Origin of the sequence: Enterococcus sp. AZ089, assembly GCF_050547225.1 — a bacterium.
In the GTDB taxonomy this organism is placed as follows: Bacteria; Bacillota; Bacilli; order Lactobacillales; family Enterococcaceae; genus Enterococcus_D; species Enterococcus_D entomosocium.
This window is the reverse complement of the sequence record NZ_CP172954.1, coordinates 263,267-288,125: the sequence shown is the minus strand read 5'-3', so window position 1 is coordinate 288,125 and position 24,859 is coordinate 263,267. Positions and strand designations below refer to the sequence as shown.

The following is a 24,859-nucleotide window of genomic DNA, read 5'->3' as shown; positions in this document are numbered from 1 at the left end:
TTTATTTCCCTCCTTTCTCAGTGTTCTTTTTAGTTGGAAGAACTTCTCCACGATAAATCCACACTTTAACTCCTAGTTTTCCGTATGTTGTATCTGCTTCTTCCCATGCGTAATCAATGTCCGCACGTAATGTATGAAGTGGAACTGTTCCTTCTGAGTAACCTTCTGAACGAGCGATATCCGCACCATTTAGACGGCCAGAAACTTGTGTTTTGATTCCTTTAGCGCCAGAACGCATTGTGCGTTGGATCGCTTGTTTTTGAGCACGACGGAAAGCAACACGGTTTTCTAATTGACGTGCGATTCCTTCGCCTACTAATTTAGCATCTAAATCTGGTTTTTTGATTTCAACGATGTTGATGTGAACTCGTTTGCCAGTTAGGCTATTTAATTCTTTTCTTAGGTTTTCGACTTCAGATCCGCCTTTACCGATAACCATACCTGGTTTAGCTGTGTGGATTGAAATATTCACGCGGTTTGCTGCACGCTCGATCTCAACTGTAGACACAGCGGCATCAGCAAGTTTAGATGCGATAAATTTACGGATTTTCAAATCTTCATGTAGAAATTCAGCATACTCTTTTTCAGCATACCATTTAGCATCCCAGTCACGGATGATGCCTACACGCATTCCAATTGGATGTACTTTTTGACCCACTGATTGTCCCTCCTTATTTTTCTGATACGACTACAGTAATATGACTTGTACGTTTGTTGATCGGTGAAGCTGAACCTTTCGCACGTGGACGGAAACGTTTCATCGTTGGTCCTTCGTTTACGAATGCTTCAGAAACAATCAAGTTTTCAACATCTAAGTCAAAATTATTTTCTGCATTGGCAATAGCTGACATCAAGACTTTCTCGATGATTCCAGCTGCTTTATTTGGTGTGAACTTTAAGATCGCGATTGCTTCAGCAACGCTTTTCCCTCTGATTAAGTCAATAACTAGACGAGATTTACGAGGAGAAACGCGGACTGTTTTAGCAGTTGCTTTCGCTGATGTGATTTGTTCTGCCATTTTTGGATATCCTCCCCTCAAAATTAGCGTCTTGTTTTCTTATCATCGGCAGCATGTCCGCGATAAGTTCTTGTTGGTGCAAATTCACCTAATTTGTGTCCTACCATGTCTTCTTGGATGTAAACTGGTACATGTTTCCGTCCATCATACACAGCAATTGTAAACCCGATAAAATTAGGGAAAATTGTAGAACGACGTGACCAAGTTTTGATCACTTTTTTCTTTTCAGCGCCTTCTTGTGCTTCGACCTTTTTCATCAAATGGTCATCGACAAAAGGTCCTTTTTTCAAACTACGACCCATGGTGTACCTCCTCTCAAAATGTGCGACACACGGTCAAGTATATTACTTAGTTTTACGACGACGAACGATAAGTTTGTCTGATTTTGCTTTTTTGTTACGTGTTTTGTAGCCAAGTGCTGGTTGTCCCCAAGGAGAAACTGGTGCTTTACGTCCGATTGGTGCTTTACCTTCACCACCACCGTGTGGGTGATCATTAGGGTTCATTACGCTACCACGTACAGTTGGGCGTTTGCGCATCCAACGAGAACGACCGGCTTTACCGATGTTGATCAATTCGTGTTGTTCATTACCAACAGAACCGATTGTTGCACGACATGATGCTAAGATCATCCGTACTTCACCAGAGTTCAAGCGGATCAATACGTATTTGCCTTCTTTACCAAGTACTTGAGCACTTGTTCCAGCTGAACGAATCAATTGTCCACCTTTACCAGGTTTCATTTCGATGTTGTGGATAACAGTACCGACTGGAATGTTTTCTAGTGGTAATGCATTCCCTACTTTAATATCTGCATCTGGACCAGAAACGACAGTCATGCCAACTTCTAATCCTTTAGGTGCTAAGATGTATGCTTTTACTCCATCCTCGTAATGTACTAACGCAATGTTAGCAGAACGGTTTGGATCATATTCAATCGTTTTAACCGTAGCAACGACGTTGTCTTTGTTACGTTTGAAATCGATCAAACGGTATTGACGTTTGTGACCGCCACCTTGATGACGAACCGTGATACGTCCGTTGTTGTTACGACCAGCATTGTTTTTCAAAGGAGCTAACAATGTTTTTTCTGGTGTTGAAGTTGTGATTTCAGCGAAATCAGAACTTGTCATATTACGACGGCCGTTCGTGGTAGGTTTGTACTTTTTAATCGCCACGTCTTTTTCCCTCCCATGTAAAATTTATGCGTGAGTTGCTTATTCAGCAGCTTCGAAAATTTGGATTTCTTTAGAATCTTCAGTTAAAGTCACAACAGCTTTGCGACGTTTTTTTGTATATCCTGCATATTTACCCATGCGTTTGAATTTAGGACGAACGTTGATGATGTTCACGTTTGCCACTTTCACTCCGTCAAAGGCAGCTTCTACAGCTTGTTTTACTAAAGTTTTGTTGGCTTTTGTGTCCACTTCAAAAGTGTATTTCTTGTCATCCATGGCAAGCATTGATTTTTCAGTGATCACTGGGCGTTTAATAACGTCTAGTAAGTTCATTATGCAAGCACCTCCTCGATCTGAGTAAGAGCAGTTTGTGTCACTAACATTTTGTCGTTAGAAACGATGTCTAGCACACTAATGTTATCAGCAGTAACTACAGAAACTTTTGGCAAGTTGCGCGCAGATAAAGCGGCAAAGTCGTTTTCAGATTCTAAAACTACCAATACTTTAGAGTCAATTGTCAAGTTAGCTAAAACTTGTTTGAATTCTTTTGTTTTTGGAGCATCAAAGCTTAATCCTTCTACTGCTACCAAGTTATTTGAAGCAACTTTTTCTGACAATACAGATTTCATTGCTAAGCGACGAACTTTTTTAGGAAGTTTGTAGCTGTATGAACGTGGTGTTGGTCCGAAGACTACGCCACCTCCACGCCATTGTGGTGAACGGATTGAACCTTGACGGGCACGTCCAGTTCCTTTTTGGCGCCATGGTTTACGGCCACCGCCACGAACGGCACTGCGGTTTTTCACAGCGTGTGTTCCTTGTCTTAATGAAGCGCGTTGCATGATGATTGCATCATAGACAACTGATTCATTTGGTTCGATTCCGAAGATTTCTTCGTTCAATGTAATTTCGCCATTTTGGCTTCCATCTTGTTTGAATAATGCTACATTCGGCATTCCTTAGTTCCTCCTTTCTTCCTATCTACTTATTTAGCTTTCACAGCTGATTTGATTGTAATCAATGATTTTTTCGCGCCAGGTACATTACCTTTGATCAAGATAACGTTGCGTTCTGCGTCTACGCGTACGATTTCCAAGTTTTGGATCGTGATGCGATTTCCGCCCATACGTCCAGCAAGACGTTTGTTTTTAAATACACGGTTAGGTGCAACTGGACCCATTGATCCAGGACGACGGTGGTAACGAGAACCGTGAGCCATTGGTCCGCGGCTTTGTCCGTGACGTTTGATAACGCCTTGGAATCCTTTACCTTTCGAAGTGCCGGTTACATCGATGATGTCTCCTGCTTCAAAAATATCAACTTTGATTTCTGATCCTACTTCTAAGCCCTCTAGCTCTACATTCTTGAATTCGCGAATGAAGCGCTTAGGAGCCGTGTTTGCTTTTGCAACATGACCTTTCGCAGGTTTGTTAGACAAAACTTCACGCATATCTTGGTAACCGACTTGAATTGCTTCGTAGCCGTCATTTTCGATTGTTTTCACTTGTAGCACTACGTTTGGTGTAGCTTCTACTACAGTTACTGGAATCAATTCGCCAGATTCAGTGAAGATTTGAGTCATTCCCACTTTTTTCCCTAAGATTCCTTTGGTCATGATTACACCTCCATCTTAATTATTATAGTTTGATTTCGATATTAACACCGCTTGGCAAGTCTAGCTTCATTAAAGCATCAACAGTTTTTGGTGTTGGATTCACAATGTCGATTAGACGTTTGTGTGTACGCATTTCGAATTGTTCGCGTGAATCTTTGTATTTGTGCGTCGCACGGATGATCGTGTACAAGCTGCGTTCAGTTGGTAATGGAATTGGACCAGATACGCCAGCTCCAGTTCTCTTTGCAGTTTCTACGATTTTATCCGCTGATTGATCTAAAATACGATGTTCATACGCTTTTAAACGGATACGAATTTTTTGTTTTGCCATTGTTTTCCCTCCTTCGCCTATTTTGAAAAGTAGACATAGCTCCACGAAAATTTTCCGTCACGCTCGTCCATGGCAAAGCGTCCGGGCGTGTCGCAACCTCTCGTTTCGTAGCCGGCAGAAAATTTCTTTGCTGCCAGTGTGACTTACGTATTTACGTAAACAGCACCTTTATGATTATATTACGGATAAACATTGATTGCAAGCTTTTTTTATGGAAAAACCGGGATTCTTTTGCATTTCTTTCAGAAAATTTTCTTTTGTTTTCGAAACACAAAAAAAAGAAGCGTTGCCCGCTTCTTTTAAGTGCTTCTTCAATTCCTATTTATATAGAAGAAAACCTGCTATTGCGGCGCTTCTTCCTTCATACGGTCTTGGGCGTGGGTATAGGCACCGTGCCACACATGACCCACATAAGGATTGATGACCACGCCTTCTTTGATTGCTGCTGTGACAAAGGCTTTCGCTAAGCGAACACTTTCCACGACGGGTTTGCCTTTTGCAAGACCCGCAGCGATCGCTGCTGAAAAGGTGCAGCCTGCTCCGTGATTGAAATCAGTAGTGATTTTGCCACTTTCTAACAAGAGGAAGGATTCTCCATCATAAACAAGGTCAATGGCTTTTGCTCCTGGCAAGCGATGACCACCTTTGATCACGATGTATTTAGCACCTAATTGATGGATTTTTTCAGCAGCTTGCTTCATGGCTTCCACACTCGTCAAATCCCCCAAACCCGAAAGAATCCCCGCTTCTACTAAATTAGGAGTGACAACATCTGCTAAAGGCAACAAATGCGTGATGATGGCATCGACACTTTTTGGCTGTAAGATTTCTGCGGTCCCTTTGCAAGCAATGACGGGATCGATCACCACATTTTTGACTTGCTGTTGTTGAATCATCTTCGCTGCTTGCACAATATTGTCTTCATTGCCTAACATCCCCGTTTTAAGGGCATCCATCGGATCACCTGCAAAAGCGGAGATCAATTGCTTTTCAACAAGTGCTGGTTCCATTGCTGTTACTTCATGGCTCCAACCCGCTTGTGGATCCATCGTGACGATCGAAGCAATCGTGGCAAAACCAAAGACACCATACTCCTGAAACGTTTTTAAATCTGCTTCGATACCGGCTCCTCCGGTTGAATCAGACCCGGCAATTGATATTACTTTTTCCATCTTCCTCATCTCCTTGTGCTTTTTGCTAAGTATAGTCAATCTTCCCCTTGACGAAAAGAGCCATTTGGCTTATTTTTAAACCATCCAATTGAAAAAGGTGGTGCAGGATGGCTTCATCAAGTATCGACAAACAAAAGAAACAACCGATTTACCAGCAGATCGTGACCCATTTTATCGAAGAGATCCAAGCGGGAACCTATGGGCCTGGGGATCGTTTACCACCAGAGCGCAGCCTTGCTCAGACTTTTGACGTCAACCGTTCCACCGTCGTCAAAGCGTTAGATGAATTGAAGAGCTTAGGATGGATCGAACGAAAACAAGGCAGCGGCTCTCGCGTATTGGAAGGTCGTTGGGGGAACCGACAAACACCGCTTTCTTATTTGCGCTCGTCTTTAAGCAGCCCTTACTTGCAGCAAGACCCTTACGTTCAACAGATTCAGCACTTGCGCACCGAGAAGGATGTGCTGGATCTGTACACAGGTGATCTACCTGCCGATCTGATTCCCGACTTCACGTTTCCCGCCTTTACATGGGAAGAGATCCGCAAAGAAAGCACCAAAGTATTACCGACTGGTTATGAGCCTTTGCAAGAAATCTTATTGCAGCACCTTGCTGATTCCTTCAATTTGCCCACCAGCGGTCAAAAACTAGTAATTACTGCCGGTTCGACGCAAGGAATCACCTTACTGATGCAAGTCTTATTGCATGCGGGGGATTGTATTGCGACAGAGGACCCTTCTTTCTTGTTCTCTCTCCCCTTGTTTTCCACGATGAATGTCCAGCTGATTGGGATCAAGCAAGATAGTGAAGGGATGCGGCCTGCGGCATTGGAAAAAGTGTTGAAGGAAAAGAAGATCAAATTCGTCTATCTGAATCCCACCTTCCAAAACCCAACTGGCCACACCATGAGCGAGCATCGGCGCCAAGCGATCATCCGCCTTTGCCAGACCTACCAAGTACCGATCATTGAGGATGATGTTTTTAGCGAGTTGGCTTTTGATGAAGTACCGCCCAAGCTAAAATCCATGGCTCCCGAAACCGTCATTTATTTAGGCTCGCTTTCAAAATTACTTGGGTCATCAATCAAAATCGGCTGGCTTTTGGTGCCAGAAGCGTTAGCCGACCAATTTGCCCAAGCGAAAAAACGGATGGCGATCGATACCACGATCTTCCCGCAAGTCCTTGCCAACATCGCCTTACGCTCCTCTGATTACCACCAGCAGCAGCGGACACTGCTTACAGAAATGGCCCAGCGCCAGCAAGACCTACTCCAACTCTTGCAGGCATTTCAGGAGGACTGGCAATGGCAGCCGACGAAAGGCGGTCTTTACCTGTGGTTGACTTGGCGTCACCGCAAATTGACTCGCAAAGATTGGTCGCTCTTTTTGGCGAACGATTGCTTAGTAGCACCTGCGTTTCTTTTCAGTAACGATACGAATGGCTTGCGTTTGAACTATACCCGCTTAGCCAAAGATGATTTACCACGATTTCAAGAACGATTCACAAAAATCACCCAACAGTTAAAGGAGCAAACCTATGAACGAAACCATTGAGCTTTTGCACAACCACCGCACTTACCGACAATTTGACCCTGACTACCGCTTGAGCCAAGAGCAAGTAACCGCGATTTTGACTGCCGCTCGTCAAGCACCAAGCTGGATGAATGGGCAAGCCTATTCGATCCTGGTGATCGACGACCCGCAGATCCGCCAACAAATGGTCGAATGGAATCCCGGCAATCCTCATATCGCAGCAAGTTCGCTCTTTCTGCTGTTTCTCGCAGATTTAAACCGAACCAAAAAAGTTTCTGACGAAAAACAGACCCCTTATCCAATCGATGAGGGCTATCAGCCATTATTGATTGCCACCACTGATGCCAGCATTGCTTTACAATCTGGTGCGATCGCTGCTGAATCACTGGGCTTAGGTGCCGTCATTTCCGGCAGTGTCCGCAAAGACAGCGCCAAAATCGCTGAATTGTTGCACTTACCGGAATATGTCTACCCTGTGGCTGGCTTGAGCATCGGTAAACCAATCGTAGAAATGAAGGTCAAGCCTCGCTTGCCAGAAGAAGCGGTCATTCATTACAACCACTATCAGGACTATTCTTATGAGTCGATCGAAGCCTACGATCAAACAATGACTGATTTTGGAGAAGCTCGCGAGACCAAACCATGGTCAGAAAAATTTGCTGGGTTTTACCGCAATCGCCCTGACCAAGGATTTGACGCCTTCTTGAAGAAGCAAAAACTAATAAAATAAAAAGCACCGCTCTCTTTAGCTTCGATGAATCACAGTGGATTCGTCAACGCTAGAGATGGCGGCTCTTTTTTGGTTCTACGAGTTAAAAAAAAGAGCAAAAGCGCGTACGCTTTTGCTCTTCGATCAATCAAATTAAGCTTGGATTGAAGTTACAACGCCTGAACCAACAGTACGTCCGCCTTCACGAATTGAGAAACGAGTTCCGTCTTCGATAGCGATTGGGTGGATCAATTCAACGTCGATTGTTACGTTATCACCAGGCATAACCATTTCAGTTCCTTCTGGTAATTCAACAACACCAGTTACGTCAGTTGTACGGAAGTAGAACTGAGGACGGTAGTTAGTGAAGAATGGAGTGTGACGTCCACCTTCTTCTTTTGTTAAAACGTAAACTTCAGCTTTAAATTTTGTATGAGGTGTGATTGTACCAGCTTTAGCTAATACTTGTCCACGTTGGATGTCTTCACGAGCAACCCCACGTAGCAATGCACCAATGTTATCCCCTGCTTCAGCATAGTCTAACAATTTACGGAACATTTCAACACCAGTTACAGTTGTTTTAGCAGTTTCTTCAGCAATACCAACGATTTCAACTTCGTCACCAACGCGAACTTGTCCACGTTCAACACGGCCTGTAGCAACAGTACCACGTCCAGTGATTGAGAATACGTCTTCGACTGGCATCATGAATGGTTTGTCAGTGTCACGTTCTGGAGTTGGAACGTATTCGTCAACTGCAGCCATTAATTCCATGATTTTTTCTTCGTATGAAGCATCGCCTTCAAGAGCTTTCAAAGCAGAACCAGCGATTACAGGAACATCGTCGCCTGGGAAGTCATATTCTGACAATAAGTCACGAACTTCCATTTCAACTAATTCTAGTAATTCTTCGTCATCAACCATATCCATTTTGTTTAAGAAAACAACGATGTATGGTACACCAACGTTACGTGATAACAAGATGTGTTCACGTGTTTGAGGCATAGGACCATCAGCAGCAGATACTACTAAGATCGCGCCGTCCATTTGAGCAGCACCAGTGATCATGTTTTTAACGTAGTCCGCGTGTCCTGGGCAGTCAACGTGAGCATAGTGACGTGCTTCAGTTTCGTACTCAACGTGAGCAGTTGAGATAGTGATTCCGCGTTCGCGTTCTTCTGGAGCGCCATCGATTTGGTCGTAAGCTGAAGCTTGAGCCAAACCTTTTTTAGATAATACAGTTGTGATAGCAGCTGTAAGTGTAGTTTTACCATGGTCAACGTGTCCGATCGTACCAATGTTTACGTGGGGTTTAGAACGGTCAAATTTTTCTTTTGCCATTTTAAAATGTTCCTCCTAAAAATGCAGTTTATTTTTTATATTTGATAGGTAGGGAGCCGCAGCTCCCCATCCCTTATCATCGATAATATTGTACACGAAACTCAGAAAAAAATATAGCTTTTTACTTAATTTCCTATACTTCCATCAATTATTCAGCTTTGCCGCCGTTTTTCTTGATGATTTCTTCTTGAACAGATTTAGGTACATCTTCATAGTGATCAAATGTCATCATGAACGTACCGCGACCTTGTGTTGATGAACGAAGTGTTGTTGCGTAACCGAACATTTCAGCTAATGGCACGATTGCGTTCACGATTTGTGAGTTACCGTGTGCTTCCATTCCTTCTACGCGTCCACGACGAGCAGTTACGTGACCCATAACATCACCTAAGTAATCTTCTGGTACAGTGATAACTACTTTCATCATTGGTTCAAGAATTACTGGGTTTGCTTTCTTCGCTGCAGCACGTAAAGCCATAGAAGCTGCAACACGGAAGGCAGTTTCACTTGAATCGACATCATGGTATGAACCATCATAAAGTTTTGCTTTGATGTCTACTAATGGGTAACCGGCTAAGACACCGTTCGCCATTGAGTCTTCAAGTCCTTTTTCAACTGCTGGGATGTATTCACGAGGAACCACACCACCGACAATCGCGTTTTCGAATTCGAAGCCTTTACCTTCTTCGTTTGGTGTAAATTCGACCCATACGTGACCGTATTGACCTTTACCACCAGACTGACGTACAAATTTACCTTCCGCTTGTGTTGCTGCACGGAATGTTTCACGATAAGAAACTTGAGGCGCACCTACGTTTGCTTCAACTTTAAATTCGCGACGCATACGGTCAACTAAGACGTCCAAGTGAAGTTCTCCCATACCAGCGATAACAGTTTCGCCTGTTTCAGCGTTTGTTTCCACACGGAATGATGGATCTTCTTCAGCAAGTTTTTGTAAAGCAACCCCCATTTTATCTTGGTCAGCTTTTGATTTAGGCTCAACAGCGACTTCGATAACTGGTTCTGGGAATTCGATTGATTCAAGGATTACTGGTGATTTTTCATCACATAGTGTATCCCCAGTTGTTGTGTCTTTCAAACCAACAGCAGCGGCGATATCGCCTGAGTATACTGTTTGGATTTCAGCACGTGTGTTGGCGTGCATTTGTAGGATACGACCGATACGTTCGCGTTTGCCTTTTGAAGCATTCAATACGTATGATCCAGAGTTCAAGATACCTGAATACACACGGAAGAATGTCAAACGACCTACGAATGGGTCAGTCATTACTTTAAATGCTAATGAAGCAAATGGTGCTTCATCGTCAGCCGGACGATCAGTTTCTTCGTCTGTTTTAGGATTGATCCCTTTAATCGCAGGAACATCAAGTGGTGAAGGCAAGTAGTCGATGACTGCATCCAACATCAATTGAACCCCTTTGTTTTTAAAGGCAGATCCACAAAGAACAGGGAAAAAGTCAACTGTCAATGTTGCTTGACGAATACCAGCTTTCAATTCTTCTTCAGTGATTTCTTCACCTTCCAAGAATTTCATCATTAGTTCTTCATCAGTATCAGCAACAGCTTCGATTAATTTTTCGCGCCATTCTTCAGCTAATTCTACATATTCTTCAGGAATTTCAGTCTCTTGGATTTCAGTTCCTAAGTCATTTGTGTAGATTTCAGCTTTCATTTTTACTAAGTCGATAATACCAGTAAAGTCATCTTCCGCACCAATTGGTAATTGGATTGGGTGAGCATTTGCTTGTAAACGATCATGTAAAGTTGATACAGAGTATAAGAAGTCTGCACCAATTTTGTCCATTTTGTTACAGAATACAACACGTGGTACGCGGTAATCTGTCGCTTGACGCCAAACTGTTTCTGTTTGAGGTTCTACACCTGATTGTGAGTCCAACACAGTTACAGCACCATCAAGTACACGCAATGAACGTTGCACTTCGATTGTGAAGTCCACGTGTCCTGGTGTGTCGATGATATTTACGCGGTTTTCTTTCCATTGCGCAGTTGTCGCAGCAGAAGTGATTGTGATCCCACGTTCTTGTTCTTGTTCCATCCAGTCCATTTGAGAAGCACCTTCATGTGTTTCACCAATTTTATGGATTTTACCTGTGTAATAAAGGATACGTTCAGTTGTCGTTGTTTTACCAGCGTCAACGTGGGCCATGATCCCGATATTACGAGTTTTTTCTAGCGAAAATTCTCTTGCCATTCTAGGTTGTTCCCCTCTCATTCTTACTTAACTTAAGCTAAGGTTGTCTCAGTACCTTCCAATAAAAAGCAGTGAGGATCTTACCAACGATAGTGAGCAAATGCGCGGTTGGCTTCCGCCATTTTGTGTGTGTCTTCGCGTTTTTTCACAGAAGCACCAGTGTTGTTTGCTGCATCCATGATTTCTTTTGCAAGACGTTCTTCCATTGTGTGTTCGCCACGCAAACGAGCGTAGTTTACCACCCAACGAAGACCTAGAGTTGTACGACGTTCAGGACGTACTTCTACTGGTACTTGGTAGTTAGAACCACCGACACGGCGAGCTTTAACTTCCAATACAGGCATAATGTTTTTCATTGCTTGTTCGAAAACTTCCAATGGATCATTTCCTGTAGATTCTTTGATAATGCCAAAAGCATTGTAGATAATATTTGCAGCAACACCGCGTTTACCATCAACCATTACACGGTTGATCAAACGAGTTACTAATTTTGAGTTATAAATAGGATCTGGTAAAACATCACGTTTTGCAACAGGACCTTTACGAGGCATCCGTAACTCCTCCTTCCGAGATATCAGTTCTGATTTAAATAAGATTCATTTGATCTGTTTGTCTTAAAGATTAAGCTTTAGGACGTTTTGTACCATATTTAGAACGAGATTGTTTACGATCGTTAACACCGGCAGTATCCAATGCACCACGAACGATATGGTAACGTACCCCTGGTAAGTCTTTTACACGTCCACCACGTAACAAGACCACGCTGTGTTCTTGTAAGTTGTGTCCGATACCTGGAATATAAGCTGTCACTTCAATCAAGTTTGACAAACGAACACGCGCATATTTACGTAGAGCTGAGTTCGGTTTTTTCGGTGTCATAGTTCCCACACGAGTAGCTACCCCACGCTTTTGAGGTGAGTTAACATTCGTTTGAGCTTTCTTGAAACTGTTATATCCTTTGTTCAATGCTGGTGAATTTGATTTTTCAACCTTGGATTTACGAGGTTTACGTACTAATTGATTAATTGTAGGCATCCCTAGTTGTCCTCCTTCCTTGATTCGCTTTATAGTCCCACACATCCAGGTGGTTCTTTTTTTGCGATAAAAAATAATGCATTCTCTGCATTCATATCAACTATGCTTTGATAGACAGTCAGCACGTCTCCAACGAGAGACCTGTAGATAAAGCACCTTTGATAGAATATCATGCTTATTCTTACCTGTCAAGTATCCTCCCAAGCTTTTTTCAAAAGAAATCTGTTACGAAAAAATCCGCAAATTTTGCGCTTCTTCCTATATAATAGAGACAAAGCATTTATTTAAAAAAGGCGGGAAGAAAATGAACCTAAAAGAAATGGTCGGCATTGAAGCGGCTAGTTATGTAAAAGATGGCATGGTCGTTGGCTTGGGCACTGGCTCAACAGCCTACTACATGATTGAAGAACTGGGTCGACGTGTAAAAGAAGAAGGTCTATCGATCACTGGTGTCCCAACTTCTTGGGCATCGAAAAAACAAGCAGAAGGATTAGGTATCCCGATTCGCACCATCGATGAAGTGGACGCTGTGGATCTAACGATCGACGGTGCAGATGAGATCAGCAAGGATTATCATGGCATCAAAGGCGGCGGTGCAGCCCTTTTATTCGAAAAAATCGTGGCGTCTAACTCCAAAAAAGTTTTGTGGATCGTTGATGAATCGAAAATGGTCGAAACACTTGGTGCCTTCCCGTTGCCAGTGGAAGTGATCCCTTATGGCAGCCAACAGCTGTTGCGTCTGTTCGAGAAGAAAAACTACCATCCAAAACTGCGTCTGAATGAAGAAGGCGAACCTTTAAAAACCGATTGCAGCAATTACATCATCGATCTTCATCTAGAAACGATCACCGCTCCTACTGAGTTGGCACAGGAATTAGATGCTACAGTGGGCGTGGTTGAACACGGTCTGTTTTTGGATATGGTTCATACGATCATTGTCGGATTGCCTGAAGGACCGAGTACCAAGCACGTTAGATAAAGGAAACAAAAAAGGAGAAGCAAAAATGCTTCTCTTTTTTTCGTTATTTTTCTTCAATCGACTTAATTTTTATTATTTTTTGTGCAAATTACCCTATCATTTAAGAAATAATTATGATACATTCAATAAAAAGGGAAAGGTAGGAGGGTTTATGAAAATCATAGGCTATGCTCGTTCAACGATCACCGATAACTCAACAAGTGAACAATTAAACAAGCTCGAAGAATTTGGGTGTCATGAATTTTTCCATGAGACATTTAGCGTGGAAGAAAGTGAAGAAAATCATTCATTGGAGTCAGTGGTGGCACAAATGCAGCCCGGTGACACCTTAGTCGTTACGGAACTGCATCGTTTAGGGAAGACGACCAGAAAGCTGACCGATCTCACGGATCTATTAAAACAGCGAGAGCTTCATCTGGTTTCACTGGCAGAACAAATCGATACCCGCGGTCCGATGGGACAGGTTTACTTCAATTTGATGGAAGGACTTGCGATCATGGAACGCTCACTCATCAAAGAGCGCACGCTGGTCGGCTTAAATAAAGCCCGCAAAAAAGGCAAAATTGGCGGTCGTCCAAAGATCGATCCAAAAACGATCAAAAAAATCCGTCAATTGTACTACGAAAAAAAAGAAACGATTCAATATATTTCTGAAAAATGCGGTGTTTCTGTAGGTACATGCTATAAATACATAAAATTATCCGAAGAAGAATGGAACAAGTTACGTTCATAGTTGTCGACTCCCCCTAGAACAGCATGAAACAAAAGCGGTCCTCTTTTTAATGATCCCCTTTTGTTTTTCCTTAAGAATGGCGTTTTCCCCCAGCTTTTCCTCCAAAACCATGGAAATTCTTTGAGAAAGAGTGTACAATAAATACGGAATTGAAAATTTCAGAAAAATATCGAATATCTAAAGGAGAGTTTTACATGCCAAAATTAGTATTTTCTCGTCATGGACTAAGCGAATGGAACAAATTAAACCAGTTTACCGGTTGGGCTGATGTTGATCTAGCGCCAGAAGGTGTCGAAGAAGCAATCGAAGGCGGACGTAAAATCAAAGAAGCAGGCATCGAATTTGACGTTGCTTACACATCTGTTTTAACTCGTGCCATCAAAACTTGTAATTACATTTTAGAATATTCTGATCAACTTTGGGTACCAACGATCAAATCATGGCGCTTAAACGAACGTCATTACGGTAAATTACAAGGTTTAAATAAAAAAGAAACTGCTGAAAAATACGGTGACGAACAAGTACACATCTGGCGTCGTTCTTACGATGTTTTACCTCCATTGATGGAAGCTTCAGATGAAGGTTCTGCTGCAAACGACCGTCGTTATGCAATGCTTGACCCTCGCGACGTACCTGGTGGAGAAAACTTAAAAGTTACTTTAGAACGTGCATTGCCTTTCTGGCAAGATGAAATCGCCCCAGCATTAAAAGACGACAAAACTGTCTTAGTTGCGGCTCACGGAAACTCTCTACGTGCATTAGCAAAACATATCGAAGGTATTTCTGACGAAGATATCATGGATCTTGAGATCCCAACTGGTCAACCACTTGTTTATGAATTGAACGATGATTTGACTGTTGCGAAAAAATACTACTTATAAGCCTCGCTTATCGCTGCCCTTTTTAACCAAAGGGCAGTTTTTTTATTGGCATTTTCTCCCCCCTCTTTTATAATTGAGGGCATACTCGAAAGGAGCTTATTATGAAACTAGTCAAAAATGATACCGTTTTATTTTTAGGTGACAGCATCACAGATTGCGATCGTGATCGCCAAGACCCCCACGATTTAGGACATGGGTTTGCCCGTCTCGTTGCCGATCAGCTGGCAGAGAAATTCCCCACTGCGGGCTTTACCTTTTATAACCGCGGGATCGGCGGCAATAAAGCTGCCGATGTCTTAGCCCGTCTCCAAGAAGATTGCCTCCAATTAGCGCCTGACGTCTTGGTCTTTATGATTGGGATCAACGACACGTGGCACAATGCCGGTGGTCCCGATTTTGGTTCAGAAGCTGCGGCAACGTCCTTTGAGGCAACCTACCGTCAAATTCTGGAACAAGTGACCCAACAAGGGATCACGCGTATTTTCTTGCTGGAACCTTTTGTATTGCCATATCCTGAAGATCGCCAAACCTGGCGGATCGATCTTGATCCGAAAATCCAAATCGTTCGTCGCTTAGCTGCCGCCTTTCATTGTCAACTGCTGCCGCTGGATGGCTTGTTTGCCGAAGCATCCGTCGCTAGCTCCCCACAGGCACTGACAGGCGATGACGGTGTGCACCCTACTCCTGCAGGACACGCCTTGATTGCGAATCAGCTAATGGCCCGTTTGGCTTTTTCTTCTGAAGGGTAAATAAACAGACCGCTCCGCGACAACCAAGTCGCAGGAACGGTCTTTTTAATGATTAAAGATAGGTTGAAGGAGTCAAGGAATCTTGGTAGATTGCGATCACGTCTTCTTCTTGTAGCGGTACATACGCATTTGTTGCAATAGAGCTGAATTGAACTGCTTGAGCCGCCATTTCAGCAAAATGAGTGTCATCGGCGATTCCCACTTCTGGCAAAGTCATCGGAATATCGCAAGAAGCAAAAAAGTCATACAGTTTTTGAATCCCCATTCGGGCAGCTAATTCTGGCACTGCTTCTTGGACACCAAAGACTTCTCTGGCAAAACGCGCAAATTTCGGCGCCGTTTCTTCATTCAATACATGAAGCATCCAGCGTGGGGTCAGGATCGCTAAGCCGATGCCATGGGTAATGTCATAAAACGCACTCAACTCATGCTCCATCGCATGACAAGACCATGCACCACCCTTGCCGCTTCCAGTCAAACCATTTAAGGCTAAGGTGCTCGCCCACATCAAATTCGCCCGTGCGTCATAGTCCGAGGGATCCTTTAATGCGATGGGCAGATTTTTAATGACTGCTTTTAGCAATCCTTCTGCTACACCGTCTTGGACATCTGTTCCTTCTGTTTTACTGAAATAATTTTCAATCAGATGGCTCATGATATCCGCTGAACCGGCAGCCGTTTGATAACGACTGACACTAAAGGTCGTTGTTGGATCTAAAAAGGATACTTTCGGTAAAAATTCGGGTCCGTGAACGCCAAGTTTTTGTTTCGTTTCTAGATTAGAGATCACTGCGCCGCGATTCATTTCACTGCCGGTAGCCGCAAGGGTCAAGATCGTTACTAATGGAATCGCTGGTCCTTGATAGCTTCTGGAAAGTACTAAGTCCCAAGGCTCTTGCTCACTGCAAGCCGCCCCAGCAATCACTTTGCTGCAATCAATGACAGAACCGCCGCCAACAGCTAAAATGACGTCGATCTTTTCTGAACGACAAAGAGCGGCTCCTTGACGAACGGTTTCGATTCGTGGATTTGGATCGACACCAGTCAATTCAGTGACTTGATTGCCGTTGGCAGTCAATTGCGCCATGACTGCATCGTACAAGCCGTTTTTCTTGATACTGCCGCCACCATAGACTAGCAAGACGTTTTTTCCAAATGTATTCAGTACTTCTGGCAATTCGTTCAGACGGTCTTTCCCAAAACGAATGTCCGTCGTTACATGAAACGTAAAATTATTCATTGTCTCGTCTCCTTTTTACACCTTTTCTTTTCATTAAACCATTTTCTGGCAAAAGTGCAACGCTTCTTCGTGGCTTTTTGCCAACAAAAAAAGATAACACATTCTCGGTTGCATGCAAACCAATACGATTTGGCTGCTTGCTCTATCAAAAGCAAGCAGCCCTCGCATCGTTCATGCACCGATCCTGTGGTATCTTTTTTACGCAATCGCTGTTTCTAAGCCAACTTTGATCATGTCGTTAAACGTCGTTTGTCTTTCTTCTGGCGTTGTTTCTTCTCCAGTGATGATGTGGTCGCTGACGGTACAGATCGCTAAGGTTTGAACGTGGAATTTCGCCCCTAAATAGTATAAGGCTGCGGCTTCCATCTCAACACCCATCACCCCAAGGTCTGCCAACTGTAACGTTTCCGTCATGTCATCTTTGTAGAAGGTATCTTCAGATAAGATGTTGCCGACGTGGGTCGTAAATCCTGATTCAATCGCTGTATCATAGGCTTTACGCAGCAGTGCAAAGTCAGCGATTGGTGGGAAATGGAAACTTTGGAAGTTTTTTGCCACCATCGAGGAACTTGTTGCTGCCGCTTGGGCAATCACAAGATCACGCACATGGACATCTTTTGAGATGGCACCACACGTACCGACCCGAATCAATTTCTTCACGCCGTAAGAGTTGATCAATTCATGGGCATAGATGCTCGCTGAAGGCATGCCCATGCCGGTTCCTTGGACAGAGACCCGCTCGCCCTTATAAACGCCTGTATAGCCCAACATTCCCCGAACATTGTTGTAACAGATCGGGTCTTCTAAAAATGTTTCAGCAATATATTTCGCCCGCAGTGGATCACCTGGTAACAAGATTTTGTCTGCGATCTCGCCTGCTTTTGCTTCGATATGAACGCTCATTCGTTTTTCTCCTTTGGTCTGCTTTTTATAGTACTGTTAACGTTTCTTTGATCAACGCTTTAAATTCTGCCTTGACCCGTTCCGTCGTTTCCACGACTTCTTCGTGATTCAAGCTCGCTTGCATACCAGCAGCCAAGTTTGTGATGCAAGAAACACCTAAGACTTTCAAGCCACTGTGAACAGCAACGATCACTTCTGGGACAGTCGACATACCGACAGCATCGGCACCGATCGTCCGAGCAAAGCGGATCTCTGCTGGCGTTTCATACGTAGGACCTGAGAAGCCCATATAGACGCCTTCTTTTAAGTGCAATCCTTTTGATGCGCCAACTTTTTGTGCCGCTTCCCGATAAGGCAAATGGTAAGCTTGGCTCATATCTGGGAAACGTGGACCCATTTCTTCTTCGTTTTCACCAATCAGTGGGTTGTCCCCCATAAAGTTGATTTGATCGGTGATCAACATCAAGTCTCCAGGCTGGAAGCTTTCGTTCACACCGCCACAGGCATTGGTCACGACTAAGGAATGAGCTTTCAATGCCGCCATCACACGGACGGGGTAAGTGACCGTCTGCATCGAATGGCCTTCATAATAATGGAATCGTCCTTGCATCGCTAAGACTTTTTTCCCAGCTAATGTTCCATAGACCAATTGTCCGGCATGACCGACCACTGTCGAAACAGGAAAATGCGGGATATCGTTATAAGGCAACACGATTGGGTTTTCGATCTCATCGGCTAATTCCCCTAAGCCAGAACCTAAAATCAAGCCAAATTCCACTTCATCGACGCCGCTTCCTTTGATAAATGCCGTTGTTTCTTGTAATTTCTCATGTAACGTTGTCATTTCATCACCTCTAGTTTAAATGTTTTAAAAAGCTAGTTCCGTTTTCTGTAGCTGAAACACCAAAGTTTTCAGCGATCGTTGCGGAAATATCCGCATAGTAGCCTTGTGGCAATTTTCCTTGGCCTTGGAATTTCTTGCTGTACGCTAGTAATGGCACATATTCTCTCGTGTGATCCGTTCCCGTAAAGGTTGGGTCATTGCCGTGGTCAGCTGTGATCAACAGCAGATCCTCGTCTCCCATTGCTTCTAAGAGTTCTGGAATACGCAAATCAAAATCTTCAATGGCGTGGGCATACCCTACGACATCGCGACGGTGACCATAAAGCGCATCGAAGTCGACTAAGTTCGTAAAGCTTAGACCCGTAAAGTCTTGTTTCATCACCTTCAGTAATTGATCCACACCGTCCATATTGCTCTTCGTCCGTACAGAATCGGTGATTCCTTGCCCGTTGAAGATATCATTGATTTTCCCAACGGCGATCACGTCTTTTCCAGCTTCTTTCAATGAATCTAACACTGTATGGCCAAATGGATCGAGTGCGTAGTCATGACGATTGCTCGTACGAGTAAAGTTTCCAGGCTCACCGACATAAGGACGCGCGATGATGCGGCCGATCATATACGGCTCATCTTTCGTGATATCCCGAACGTACTGACAAATACGATACAATTCTTCTAATGGAATGATTTCCTCATGAGCGGCGATCTGCAACACTGGGTCAGCCGAAGTGTAAACGATCAGATCCCCGGTCTTCATTTGATGTTCGCCAAAGTCATCAATGACTGCTGTCCCAGAATACGGCGCATTGCAGACGATTTTGCGTCCAGAGAACGCTTCGATCTGTTGCAATAATTCATCGGGAAACCCATCTGGAAATACGCGGAAAGGCTTTTGGATATTCAAGCCCATGATCTCCCAGTGACCCGTCATCGTATCTTTCCCAACAGAAACTTCTTCCAATTTGGTTGCATACCCATCATGGTCAGCTACCGCCTTTACGCCTTCTAAAGGACGAATCGTACCTAGGCCTAATTGTTCCAAGTGAGGGATCGTTAAGCCTGCTTCTTTTGCAATATGGCCTAATGTATCTGAACCGACATCACCAAAAGCTGCCGCATCAGGTGCTTCACCAATTCCGACTGAATCCATCACGATCAAGTGTACACGTTTAAACATTCTATTCCCTACTTTCTTTATTTTATGCTTTTACAAGCGGATCTACTACCTCTATCATACTAAACTTAAGCAAAAATTGCGCTGGGTTGCTTTGGAAATTTCTTGACGCTTTCCTTTCACCCAGAGGATAGAAAAAGGGCAGGACACAGCAACACATTCATGTCCCATAGCCCCACCCTTTCATACTGAAAAAATTATTTAGATTTAATGTAGTTCTTCCCGTTAGCTTTCGGACCAGCAGCTTTTCCAAGGAAAAGAACGAGCACGATGATCGTCAAGGCATAAGGCGCAGCTTGTAAGTAAACTGCTGGAATGGAAGAGATGATTGGCAGCTGGCCACCTACGATACTGATGTTTTGCGCGAAACCGAAGAAAATCGCTGCTCCCATCGCACCAAGTGGATTCCATTTACCAAAGATCATCGCAGCCATCGAGATAAACCCTTGACCGGCGATCGTTGTCACAGCAAAGCGACCCGCGATCGATTGAGCAAACAAGGCACCGCCCATCCCACCAAGGAATCCAGAGATCAAGACGCCTGAGTAACGCATCACGTAAACATTGATCCCTAAGGTATCAGCTGCTTGAGGATGCTCACCGACAGAACGAAGACGCAACCCAAAGCGTGTTTTGAAAATCACGAACCACGCGATCACTGAGATCAAAATAGCGAAGTACGCCGGTAAGAACGTTTGATTAAAGAAAATCGGGCCAATGATAGGAATATCTTTAAGAATCGGGAAATTGAAATACCCCAATGTCCGTTGGATGTTATCGGTTTGCCCTTTGTTGTAGATCGCTTTAACTAAGAACACGGCCAAAGCTGGTGCCATCAAGTTCATCACCGTACCACTGATGATGTGGTCTGCACGGAAGTTGATGGTTGCCACCGCATGCAGCAAGGAGAAAACCACACCGACAAGTCCGCCGACGAGCATCCCTAACCACGGTGTCCACGCACCAAATTGTGACGCAAATTCAATATTGAAAACAATCGAGCTAAAAGCACCCATAACCATGATTCCTTCAAGACCCACGTTAACGATCCCGCTTCGCTCTGAGAACACGCCACCTAGCGCCGTCAAAATCAGAGGAGACGCATAAATCAATGTTTGAGTGACGATCGAAGAAATTAAACTAATATCCATTAGATGGTTCCTCCTTCCTGATCTTGATCGTTTGGTTGGGCTTCAATCTCCTGTACGACCAGCGCTTCTTTTTTGCCGTCAAAGATTTTTGCCAACAAGAAACGAATCACAAAACTGATCGCTACGAAGAAAATAATAATTGCGATATTAACATCAACTAATTCAGATGGAATACCTGCAAACTGCATGCCTTGTCCACCTAATTTCAAAATACTGAACAAGAGGGCTGAAAGCAAGATTCCGATCGATGAGCCGCTTCCTAACAAGGATACAGCCATACCGTCAAACCCGATGCTTAATGATGACCCTTGAACGAAGAAGTTTTCAAACGTTCCTAGTCCTTGAACGACTCCACCTAATCCGGCAAGTGTTCCAGAGATGATCATGGAGATAATGATCGTCCGTTTGCTACTCATCCCAGCATATTCAGAAGCGCTTGGGTTCAAGCCCACCGCGCGGATCTCATAACCAAGAGTGGTTTTTTTCATCAAGAACCAAACCAAAACTAAGAAGATCAAGGCTAAGAAGATCCCCAAGTTCAAGCGAGAGTTGCTCGTGATACTTGCTAGAAACGGGGTCTGCATGGAGGCATTTTCCCCCACCATTTTCGTGACCCCTTTTGTCGTGATCATGGATTCGCTCATCACATTATTGACTAAATGGTTCCCCGTATAAAGCAAGATATAGTTCATCATGATCGTCACGATGACTTCACTCGTACCAAAGAATGCCCGTAGGAACCCAGGAATCGCAGCTGCGATCGCCCCGCATAACGCCCCTACGATCACGGCTAATGGCAAGACCACCAACCGAGGCGCATCCGGCATCGCTAGTGCGACCCAGATACTGGCAACCCAACCTGCTAGCGCTTGACCAGAAAGACCGATATTGAAGAATCCCGCTGAGTTTGCAACGGCAAATCCAAGAGCGGTAAAGATCAATGGTCCTGCTGTAACAAAAATCTCACCAATGTTGCGGGCATTTAACCCACCTGTTTGTCCGTTGATAAAAACGGTCCGGAACATTTGTGTATACCCTGTGATCGGGCTGTAGCCGAAGGCCGCCATAATGATTCCGCCAAGGACGAATCCCAACAAGACAGCGATGATCGGCACTAATATATTGCGGATCTTTTCTTTGCGGTTATTCAACCGAACCACCTACTTCCTCCATTTGCAGCTCTCGTCTTGCTTCCTCCAAGGAGTACCCTGCCATCAACAAGCCAAGCTCTTTCTCTGATGTTTCTTTCGGATCAACGACCCCAACGATCTCACCAGCATGAATAACAGCAATGCGGTCTGATACATTCAAAATTTCATCTAATTCAAAGCTGACTAATAAAACAGCTTTGAACTTATCCCGTTGTTCAATCAAGCGTTTGTGGATAAATTCGATCGCTCCGACATCCAACCCACGGGTCGGATTGGCAACGATCAATAGATCAGGATCGCGGCTGATTTCTCGTGCGATAATCGCTTTTTGTTGATTCCCGCCGGACAATGCCCGTGCCGGTACGATCTCATTGACTGTTCGTACGTCAAATTCTTGAATCAAGTCACGAGCAAACTCGTTGATCTCTCCATAGTCCAAGACACCTGCATTACTCAAAGGTTTTTTGTAGTAGGTTTGTAAGGCGATGTTTTCTGATAACATCATATCCAAGACAAGCCCGTATTTATGGCGGTCTTCTGGCACATGACCAACGCCGGCTTCGGTGACTTTCCGAGGCTTGAAGTTGGTGATGTCATCGCCATTCAGCAAGACCTTGCCACTTTCGACTTTCCGTAAACCAGTGATGGCTTGTAACAGCTCTGATTGCCCATTGCCATCGATACCAGCAATCCCCAATACTTCACCTGCACGTACTTCTAAGCTTAAGTTTTTGACTGCTTCTAAGCCGCGGTTTTCTTTTACGACTAAGTTTTCAACAGAAAGCACGACTTCTTTTGGTGACGCCTCTTTCTTCGGTGTCTTGAAGGACACAGAACGACCAACCATCATATCGGCCAACTGTTGGGAGCTGACGTCTTTGACATTGACAGTGCCGATCCCTTGCCCCCGACGGATAACTGTACAGCGGTCTGCCACCGCTTTGATCTCATCCAGTTTGTGGGTGATCAAGATGATCGATTTCCCTTCACGCACCAATCCGCGCATGATCTCGATCAGCTCTTCGATTTCTTGCGGTGTCAAAACTGCCGTTGGTTCATCAAAAATCAGTACATCTGCGCCGCGGTAAAGAGTTTTCAAGATCTCTACCCGTTGTTCCATCCCGACAGAGATGTCACGCACATAAGCATCTGGATCAACCGATAAACCATATTGTTCAGAAACTTTTTTGATTTCTTTGCGGGCTTTCTTGCGATCTAACACACCGAGATGATGGGGTTCGCTTCCCAAAATGATATTTTCTGTTACAGTAAAGGCGTCTACCAGCATGAAATGCTGATGCACCATACCGATCCCCAATTTGTTTGCTGCGGTCGGACTCGTGATATTCACTTTTTCACCATTCATCCAGATTTCACCAGATGTTGGTTCCAATAATCCTGACAACATATTCATCAAGGTCGACTTGCCCGCTCCATTTTCACCAAGCAATGCGTGGATTTCTCCTGGCCTTACTTGCAAGTTGACATCGTCATTGGCTTTGAACGTTCCAAACTCTTTGGTGATATGACGCATTTCTACAACATATTTTTCCTCAGCCAAATTACTCACATCCTTACTTTCTAATTCGCTTATACAAACCATTCGTCATGTCAAAAAAATAATTGCTATTGCTTAGGATGATTACTATCCTCATGAAAACCCGTAGCTTTCATCAACATAGTAATCCAACAACGATCATCTTGCCCTAGGCTAGGGCAAGATAACCGAAAAGAACCACTTTATTTTTCAGGTGTTTCTGGTACTTCTACTTTGCCGTCGATCACGTCTTGTTTCGCTGTTTCGATCGCTGCTTTGGCATCATCTGAAAGGAACCCTTCAGTAATGTCTACACCGCCATCTTTCAAGCCGTAAACAATGTGTTCGCCGCCAGGGAAGTTATCTTCTAACGCACGAGTTGAGATATCTTGTACCGCTGCGCCAACACCTTTCAATGTTGAAGCCAGTGTGAAGTTATCTTCTTTGCCGTCAGCAGTTGTGAATTTTCCTTCGTCTTGTTGATCGCTATCCACACCGATGACCCAAACTTTTTTGTCTTCTAGGTCTGCTTCGTTCAATTGTTCGTTGATTGCTTTTGCTTCTTGGAAGACACCTGCACCAGTACCGCCAGATGCGTGGAAGATTACGTCAGCGCCGCCTTGATACATTGAAGCTGCCAATGCTTTTCCTTTGGCAGGATCACCAAATGATGCTGCATATTGAGAATCAATGGTAATTTCTTTGCCTAGTTTTTCAGCTGCGTCTTGAACACCCTTTGTGAAACCAGCTTCGAAACGGTCGATAACGACGCCTTCTTCACCACCGATGAAGCCGACTTTGTTTGTTTTGGTTGTATAAGCTGCAGCATAACCAGCTAAGTAAGCTGCTTCATTATCTTTAAATGTTGCTGAAACAACGTTGTCTTTGCCTTCGATCACATCATCGATGATCCCGAATTGTGTATCAGGGTTTTGGTCTGCTGCTGCTGCGATTGAATCTTTCAATAAGTAACCTACACCGAAAATCGTTTTGAAACCATTTTGAACGGCACCATTTACGTTTGTTGTGTATTCTGATGCTTCATTTGATTGCACGTAGTCATAACCACCAGCACCGCGAGCGATCCCGTGTTCTTCCCCCCATGCTTCTAAGCCTTCCCATGCGGATTGGTTGAATGAACGGTCATCCACCCCGCCGATATCGGTAACGATTGCGACACTATGCGCTGCATCAGTCGTACCGTCTGCAGAACCGCCACCAGTTGAATCAGTTGAACCTGAATTTCCTCCGCCACAAGCACCAAGTAAAGTCAACCCAGCTACTGCAACAATACCTAAACTAAATAATTTTGCTTTTTTCATTGCTGTAAAGCCCCCTAAAAATATAGTTTT

General features: G+C 44.1%; 27 protein-coding genes. 6 read left to right on the top strand and 21 right to left on the bottom strand.

Going from position 1 to position 24,859, the window contains the following annotated elements:
• Nucleotide 1: 1 nt before the first annotated feature.
• From rpsC to thiD, 9 genes are all read right to left on the bottom strand, one after another.
• Nucleotides 2-658 carry a 30S ribosomal protein S3 gene (gene rpsC, locus IGJ01_RS01350; RefSeq protein ID WP_005226916.1) on the bottom strand — a complete coding sequence of 219 codons (657 nt, stop codon included), beginning with the start codon at nt 656-658 and terminating at the stop codon, nt 2-4.
• A gap of 13 nt (nt 659-671) precedes the next feature.
• Nucleotides 672-1,019, bottom strand: a complete 348-nt coding sequence (gene rplV, locus IGJ01_RS01345; RefSeq protein ID WP_003127973.1) for a 50S ribosomal protein L22 — start codon at nt 1,017-1,019, stop codon at nt 672-674.
• A gap of 23 nt (nt 1,020-1,042) precedes the next feature.
• A complete protein-coding gene (rpsS, locus tag IGJ01_RS01340; protein ID WP_005226914.1) occupies nt 1,043-1,321 on the bottom strand; it encodes a 30S ribosomal protein S19 in 279 nt (92 codons plus the stop codon).
• Between the two features lie 42 nt (nt 1,322-1,363).
• Nucleotides 1,364-2,197, bottom strand: coding sequence for a 50S ribosomal protein L2 (gene rplB, locus IGJ01_RS01335; RefSeq protein ID WP_005226912.1), 834 nt, complete (start codon nt 2,195-2,197; stop codon nt 1,364-1,366).
• A 39-nt stretch (nt 2,198-2,236) separates the two neighbouring features.
• The gene (locus IGJ01_RS01330) at nt 2,237-2,530 is read right to left on the bottom strand and encodes a 50S ribosomal protein L23 (RefSeq protein WP_005226911.1); all 294 of its coding nucleotides are present in this window, start codon (nt 2,528-2,530) and stop codon (nt 2,237-2,239) included.
• Nucleotides 2,530-3,153, bottom strand: a complete 624-nt coding sequence (gene rplD, locus IGJ01_RS01325) for a 50S ribosomal protein L4 (protein WP_005226910.1) — start codon at nt 3,151-3,153, stop codon at nt 2,530-2,532. Before rplD ends, IGJ01_RS01330 begins: the two co-directional genes overlap by 1 nt.
• A gap of 29 nt (nt 3,154-3,182) precedes the next feature.
• On the bottom strand, nt 3,183-3,812 hold the full coding sequence (gene rplC, locus IGJ01_RS01320) for a 50S ribosomal protein L3 (RefSeq protein ID WP_003127967.1): 630 nt from the start codon (nt 3,810-3,812) through the stop codon (nt 3,183-3,185).
• A gap of 22 nt (nt 3,813-3,834) precedes the next feature.
• Entirely contained in the window at nt 3,835-4,143 is a 309-nt protein-coding gene (gene rpsJ / locus IGJ01_RS01315) for a 30S ribosomal protein S10 (RefSeq protein WP_003127966.1), read from the bottom strand.
• Between the two features lie 341 nt (nt 4,144-4,484).
• Nucleotides 4,485-5,315, bottom strand: a complete 831-nt coding sequence (gene thiD / locus IGJ01_RS01310) for a bifunctional hydroxymethylpyrimidine kinase/phosphomethylpyrimidine kinase (protein ID WP_430601320.1) — start codon at nt 5,313-5,315, stop codon at nt 4,485-4,487.
• Between the two features lie 107 nt (nt 5,316-5,422).
• On the opposite strand from thiD, the gene IGJ01_RS01305 reads away from it, so the two are divergent.
• Together IGJ01_RS01305 and IGJ01_RS01300 are read left to right on the top strand one after the other, a co-directional pair.
• A complete protein-coding gene (locus IGJ01_RS01305; protein ID WP_430601319.1) occupies nt 5,423-6,868 on the top strand; it encodes a PLP-dependent aminotransferase family protein in 1,446 nt (481 codons plus the stop codon).
• Nucleotides 6,852-7,577, top strand: coding sequence for a nitroreductase family protein (locus IGJ01_RS01300; RefSeq protein WP_430601318.1), 726 nt, complete (start codon nt 6,852-6,854; stop codon nt 7,575-7,577). The genes IGJ01_RS01305 and IGJ01_RS01300 overlap by 17 nt, the downstream gene beginning before the upstream one ends.
• A 132-nt stretch (nt 7,578-7,709) precedes the next feature.
• Here the strand turns inward: IGJ01_RS01300 and tuf are convergent, their stop codons facing one another.
• The 4 genes from tuf to rpsL form a co-directional block, all read right to left on the bottom strand.
• A complete protein-coding gene (gene tuf / locus IGJ01_RS01295; RefSeq protein WP_005226902.1) occupies nt 7,710-8,897 on the bottom strand; it encodes an elongation factor Tu in 1,188 nt (395 codons plus the stop codon).
• A gap of 148 nt (nt 8,898-9,045) precedes the next feature.
• Nucleotides 9,046-11,130, bottom strand: a complete 2,085-nt coding sequence (gene fusA / locus IGJ01_RS01290) for an elongation factor G (protein WP_005226900.1) — start codon at nt 11,128-11,130, stop codon at nt 9,046-9,048.
• Nucleotides 11,131-11,210: 80 nt separating this feature from the next.
• On the bottom strand, nt 11,211-11,681 hold the full coding sequence (rpsG, locus tag IGJ01_RS01285; protein ID WP_003127957.1) for a 30S ribosomal protein S7: 471 nt from the start codon (nt 11,679-11,681) through the stop codon (nt 11,211-11,213).
• A gap of 70 nt (nt 11,682-11,751) precedes the next feature.
• Nucleotides 11,752-12,165 (bottom strand): 30S ribosomal protein S12, encoded by a 414-nt coding sequence (gene rpsL, locus IGJ01_RS01280; protein ID WP_003127956.1) that lies wholly within the window; start codon nt 12,163-12,165, stop codon nt 11,752-11,754.
• A gap of 304 nt (nt 12,166-12,469) precedes the next feature.
• Between rpsL and rpiA the strand changes: the two genes are divergently transcribed.
• From rpiA to IGJ01_RS01260, 4 genes are all read left to right on the top strand, one after another.
• On the top strand, nt 12,470-13,144 hold the full coding sequence (gene rpiA / locus IGJ01_RS01275; RefSeq protein WP_005226875.1) for a ribose-5-phosphate isomerase RpiA: 675 nt from the start codon (nt 12,470-12,472) through the stop codon (nt 13,142-13,144).
• Nucleotides 13,145-13,295: 151 nt separating this feature from the next.
• Nucleotides 13,296-13,877 carry a recombinase family protein gene (locus tag IGJ01_RS01270; protein ID WP_430601317.1) on the top strand — a complete coding sequence of 194 codons (582 nt, stop codon included), beginning with the start codon at nt 13,296-13,298 and terminating at the stop codon, nt 13,875-13,877.
• Nucleotides 13,878-14,071: 194 nt separating this feature from the next.
• Nucleotides 14,072-14,758, top strand: a complete 687-nt coding sequence (gene gpmA / locus IGJ01_RS01265) for a 2,3-diphosphoglycerate-dependent phosphoglycerate mutase (RefSeq protein WP_005226871.1) — start codon at nt 14,072-14,074, stop codon at nt 14,756-14,758.
• A gap of 101 nt (nt 14,759-14,859) precedes the next feature.
• On the top strand, nt 14,860-15,507 hold the full coding sequence (locus tag IGJ01_RS01260) for an SGNH/GDSL hydrolase family protein (RefSeq protein ID WP_005232551.1): 648 nt from the start codon (nt 14,860-14,862) through the stop codon (nt 15,505-15,507).
• A 52-nt stretch (nt 15,508-15,559) separates the two neighbouring features.
• Here the strand turns inward: IGJ01_RS01260 and IGJ01_RS01255 are convergent, their stop codons facing one another.
• From IGJ01_RS01255 to IGJ01_RS01220, 8 genes are all read right to left on the bottom strand, one after another.
• Nucleotides 15,560-16,747, bottom strand: a complete 1,188-nt coding sequence (locus IGJ01_RS01255; RefSeq protein ID WP_005232552.1) for an iron-containing alcohol dehydrogenase — start codon at nt 16,745-16,747, stop codon at nt 15,560-15,562.
• A gap of 198 nt (nt 16,748-16,945) precedes the next feature.
• The gene (gene deoD, locus IGJ01_RS01250) at nt 16,946-17,650 is read right to left on the bottom strand and encodes a purine-nucleoside phosphorylase (RefSeq protein WP_005226852.1); all 705 of its coding nucleotides are present in this window, start codon (nt 17,648-17,650) and stop codon (nt 16,946-16,948) included.
• Nucleotides 17,651-17,675: 25 nt separating this feature from the next.
• The gene (locus IGJ01_RS01245; protein ID WP_430601316.1) at nt 17,676-18,494 is read right to left on the bottom strand and encodes a purine-nucleoside phosphorylase; all 819 of its coding nucleotides are present in this window, start codon (nt 18,492-18,494) and stop codon (nt 17,676-17,678) included.
• Nucleotides 18,495-18,504: 10 nt separating this feature from the next.
• Nucleotides 18,505-19,671: a phosphopentomutase gene (gene deoB / locus IGJ01_RS01240; protein WP_005232555.1), complete on the bottom strand. Its 1,167-nt coding sequence runs from the start codon at nt 19,669-19,671 to the stop codon at nt 18,505-18,507.
• A gap of 194 nt (nt 19,672-19,865) precedes the next feature.
• Nucleotides 19,866-20,819, bottom strand: coding sequence for an ABC transporter permease (locus IGJ01_RS01235; protein WP_005232556.1), 954 nt, complete (start codon nt 20,817-20,819; stop codon nt 19,866-19,868).
• Nucleotides 20,819-21,970: an ABC transporter permease gene (locus IGJ01_RS01230; protein ID WP_005226844.1), complete on the bottom strand. Its 1,152-nt coding sequence runs from the start codon at nt 21,968-21,970 to the stop codon at nt 20,819-20,821. The genes IGJ01_RS01235 and IGJ01_RS01230 overlap by 1 nt, the downstream gene beginning before the upstream one ends.
• Nucleotides 21,963-23,573: an ABC transporter ATP-binding protein gene (locus IGJ01_RS01225; RefSeq protein WP_005232559.1), complete on the bottom strand. Its 1,611-nt coding sequence runs from the start codon at nt 23,571-23,573 to the stop codon at nt 21,963-21,965. Before IGJ01_RS01225 ends, IGJ01_RS01230 begins: the two co-directional genes overlap by 8 nt.
• A gap of 137 nt (nt 23,574-23,710) precedes the next feature.
• Nucleotides 23,711-24,829, bottom strand: coding sequence for a BMP family lipoprotein (locus IGJ01_RS01220; RefSeq protein ID WP_034872080.1), 1,119 nt, complete (start codon nt 24,827-24,829; stop codon nt 23,711-23,713).
• Nucleotides 24,830-24,859 lie beyond the last annotated feature (30 nt).

Bases quoted from the DNA above. Each gene is read 5' to 3' on its own strand.
- rplV (WP_003127973.1), bottom strand. From the start codon at position 1,019: ATGGCAGAACAAATCACATCAGCGAAAGCAACTGCTAAAACAGTCCGC.
- rpsS (WP_005226914.1), bottom strand. From the start codon at position 1,321: ATGGGTCGTAGTTTGAAAAAAGGACCTTTTGTCGATGACCATTTGATG.
- IGJ01_RS01330 (WP_005226911.1), bottom strand. From the start codon at position 2,530: ATGAACTTACTAGACGTTATTAAACGCCCAGTGATCACTGAAAAATCA.
- rplD (WP_005226910.1), bottom strand. From the start codon at position 3,153: ATGCCGAATGTAGCATTATTCAAACAAGATGGAAGCCAAAATGGCGAA.
- rplC (WP_003127967.1), bottom strand. From the start codon at position 3,812: ATGACCAAAGGAATCTTAGGGAAAAAAGTGGGAATGACTCAAATCTTC.
- rpsJ (WP_003127966.1), bottom strand. From the start codon at position 4,143: ATGGCAAAACAAAAAATTCGTATCCGTTTAAAAGCGTATGAACATCGT.
- thiD (WP_430601320.1), bottom strand. From the start codon at position 5,315: ATGGAAAAAGTAATATCAATTGCCGGGTCTGATTCAACCGGAGGAGCC.
- IGJ01_RS01305 (WP_430601319.1), top strand. From the start codon at position 5,423: ATGGCTTCATCAAGTATCGACAAACAAAAGAAACAACCGATTTACCAG.
- IGJ01_RS01300 (WP_430601318.1), top strand. From the start codon at position 6,852: ATGAACGAAACCATTGAGCTTTTGCACAACCACCGCACTTACCGACAA.
- tuf (WP_005226902.1), bottom strand. From the start codon at position 8,897: ATGGCAAAAGAAAAATTTGACCGTTCTAAACCCCACGTAAACATTGGT.
- fusA (WP_005226900.1), bottom strand. From the start codon at position 11,130: ATGGCAAGAGAATTTTCGCTAGAAAAAACTCGTAATATCGGGATCATG.
- rpsG (WP_003127957.1), bottom strand. From the start codon at position 11,681: ATGCCTCGTAAAGGTCCTGTTGCAAAACGTGATGTTTTACCAGATCCT.
- rpsL (WP_003127956.1), bottom strand. From the start codon at position 12,165: ATGCCTACAATTAATCAATTAGTACGTAAACCTCGTAAATCCAAGGTT.
- rpiA (WP_005226875.1), top strand. From the start codon at position 12,470: ATGAACCTAAAAGAAATGGTCGGCATTGAAGCGGCTAGTTATGTAAAA.
- IGJ01_RS01270 (WP_430601317.1), top strand. From the start codon at position 13,296: ATGAAAATCATAGGCTATGCTCGTTCAACGATCACCGATAACTCAACA.
- gpmA (WP_005226871.1), top strand. From the start codon at position 14,072: ATGCCAAAATTAGTATTTTCTCGTCATGGACTAAGCGAATGGAACAAA.
- IGJ01_RS01260 (WP_005232551.1), top strand. From the start codon at position 14,860: ATGAAACTAGTCAAAAATGATACCGTTTTATTTTTAGGTGACAGCATC.
- IGJ01_RS01255 (WP_005232552.1), bottom strand. From the start codon at position 16,747: ATGAATAATTTTACGTTTCATGTAACGACGGACATTCGTTTTGGGAAA.
- deoD (WP_005226852.1), bottom strand. From the start codon at position 17,650: ATGAGCGTTCATATCGAAGCAAAAGCAGGCGAGATCGCAGACAAAATC.
- IGJ01_RS01245 (WP_430601316.1), bottom strand. From the start codon at position 18,494: ATGACAACGTTACATGAGAAATTACAAGAAACAACGGCATTTATCAAA.
- deoB (WP_005232555.1), bottom strand. From the start codon at position 19,671: ATGTTTAAACGTGTACACTTGATCGTGATGGATTCAGTCGGAATTGGT.
- IGJ01_RS01235 (WP_005232556.1), bottom strand. From the start codon at position 20,819: ATGGATATTAGTTTAATTTCTTCGATCGTCACTCAAACATTGATTTAT.
- IGJ01_RS01225 (WP_005232559.1), bottom strand. From the start codon at position 23,573: ATGGTTTGTATAAGCGAATTAGAAAGTAAGGATGTGAGTAATTTGGCT.
- IGJ01_RS01220 (WP_034872080.1), bottom strand. From the start codon at position 24,829: ATGAAAAAAGCAAAATTATTTAGTTTAGGTATTGTTGCAGTAGCTGGG.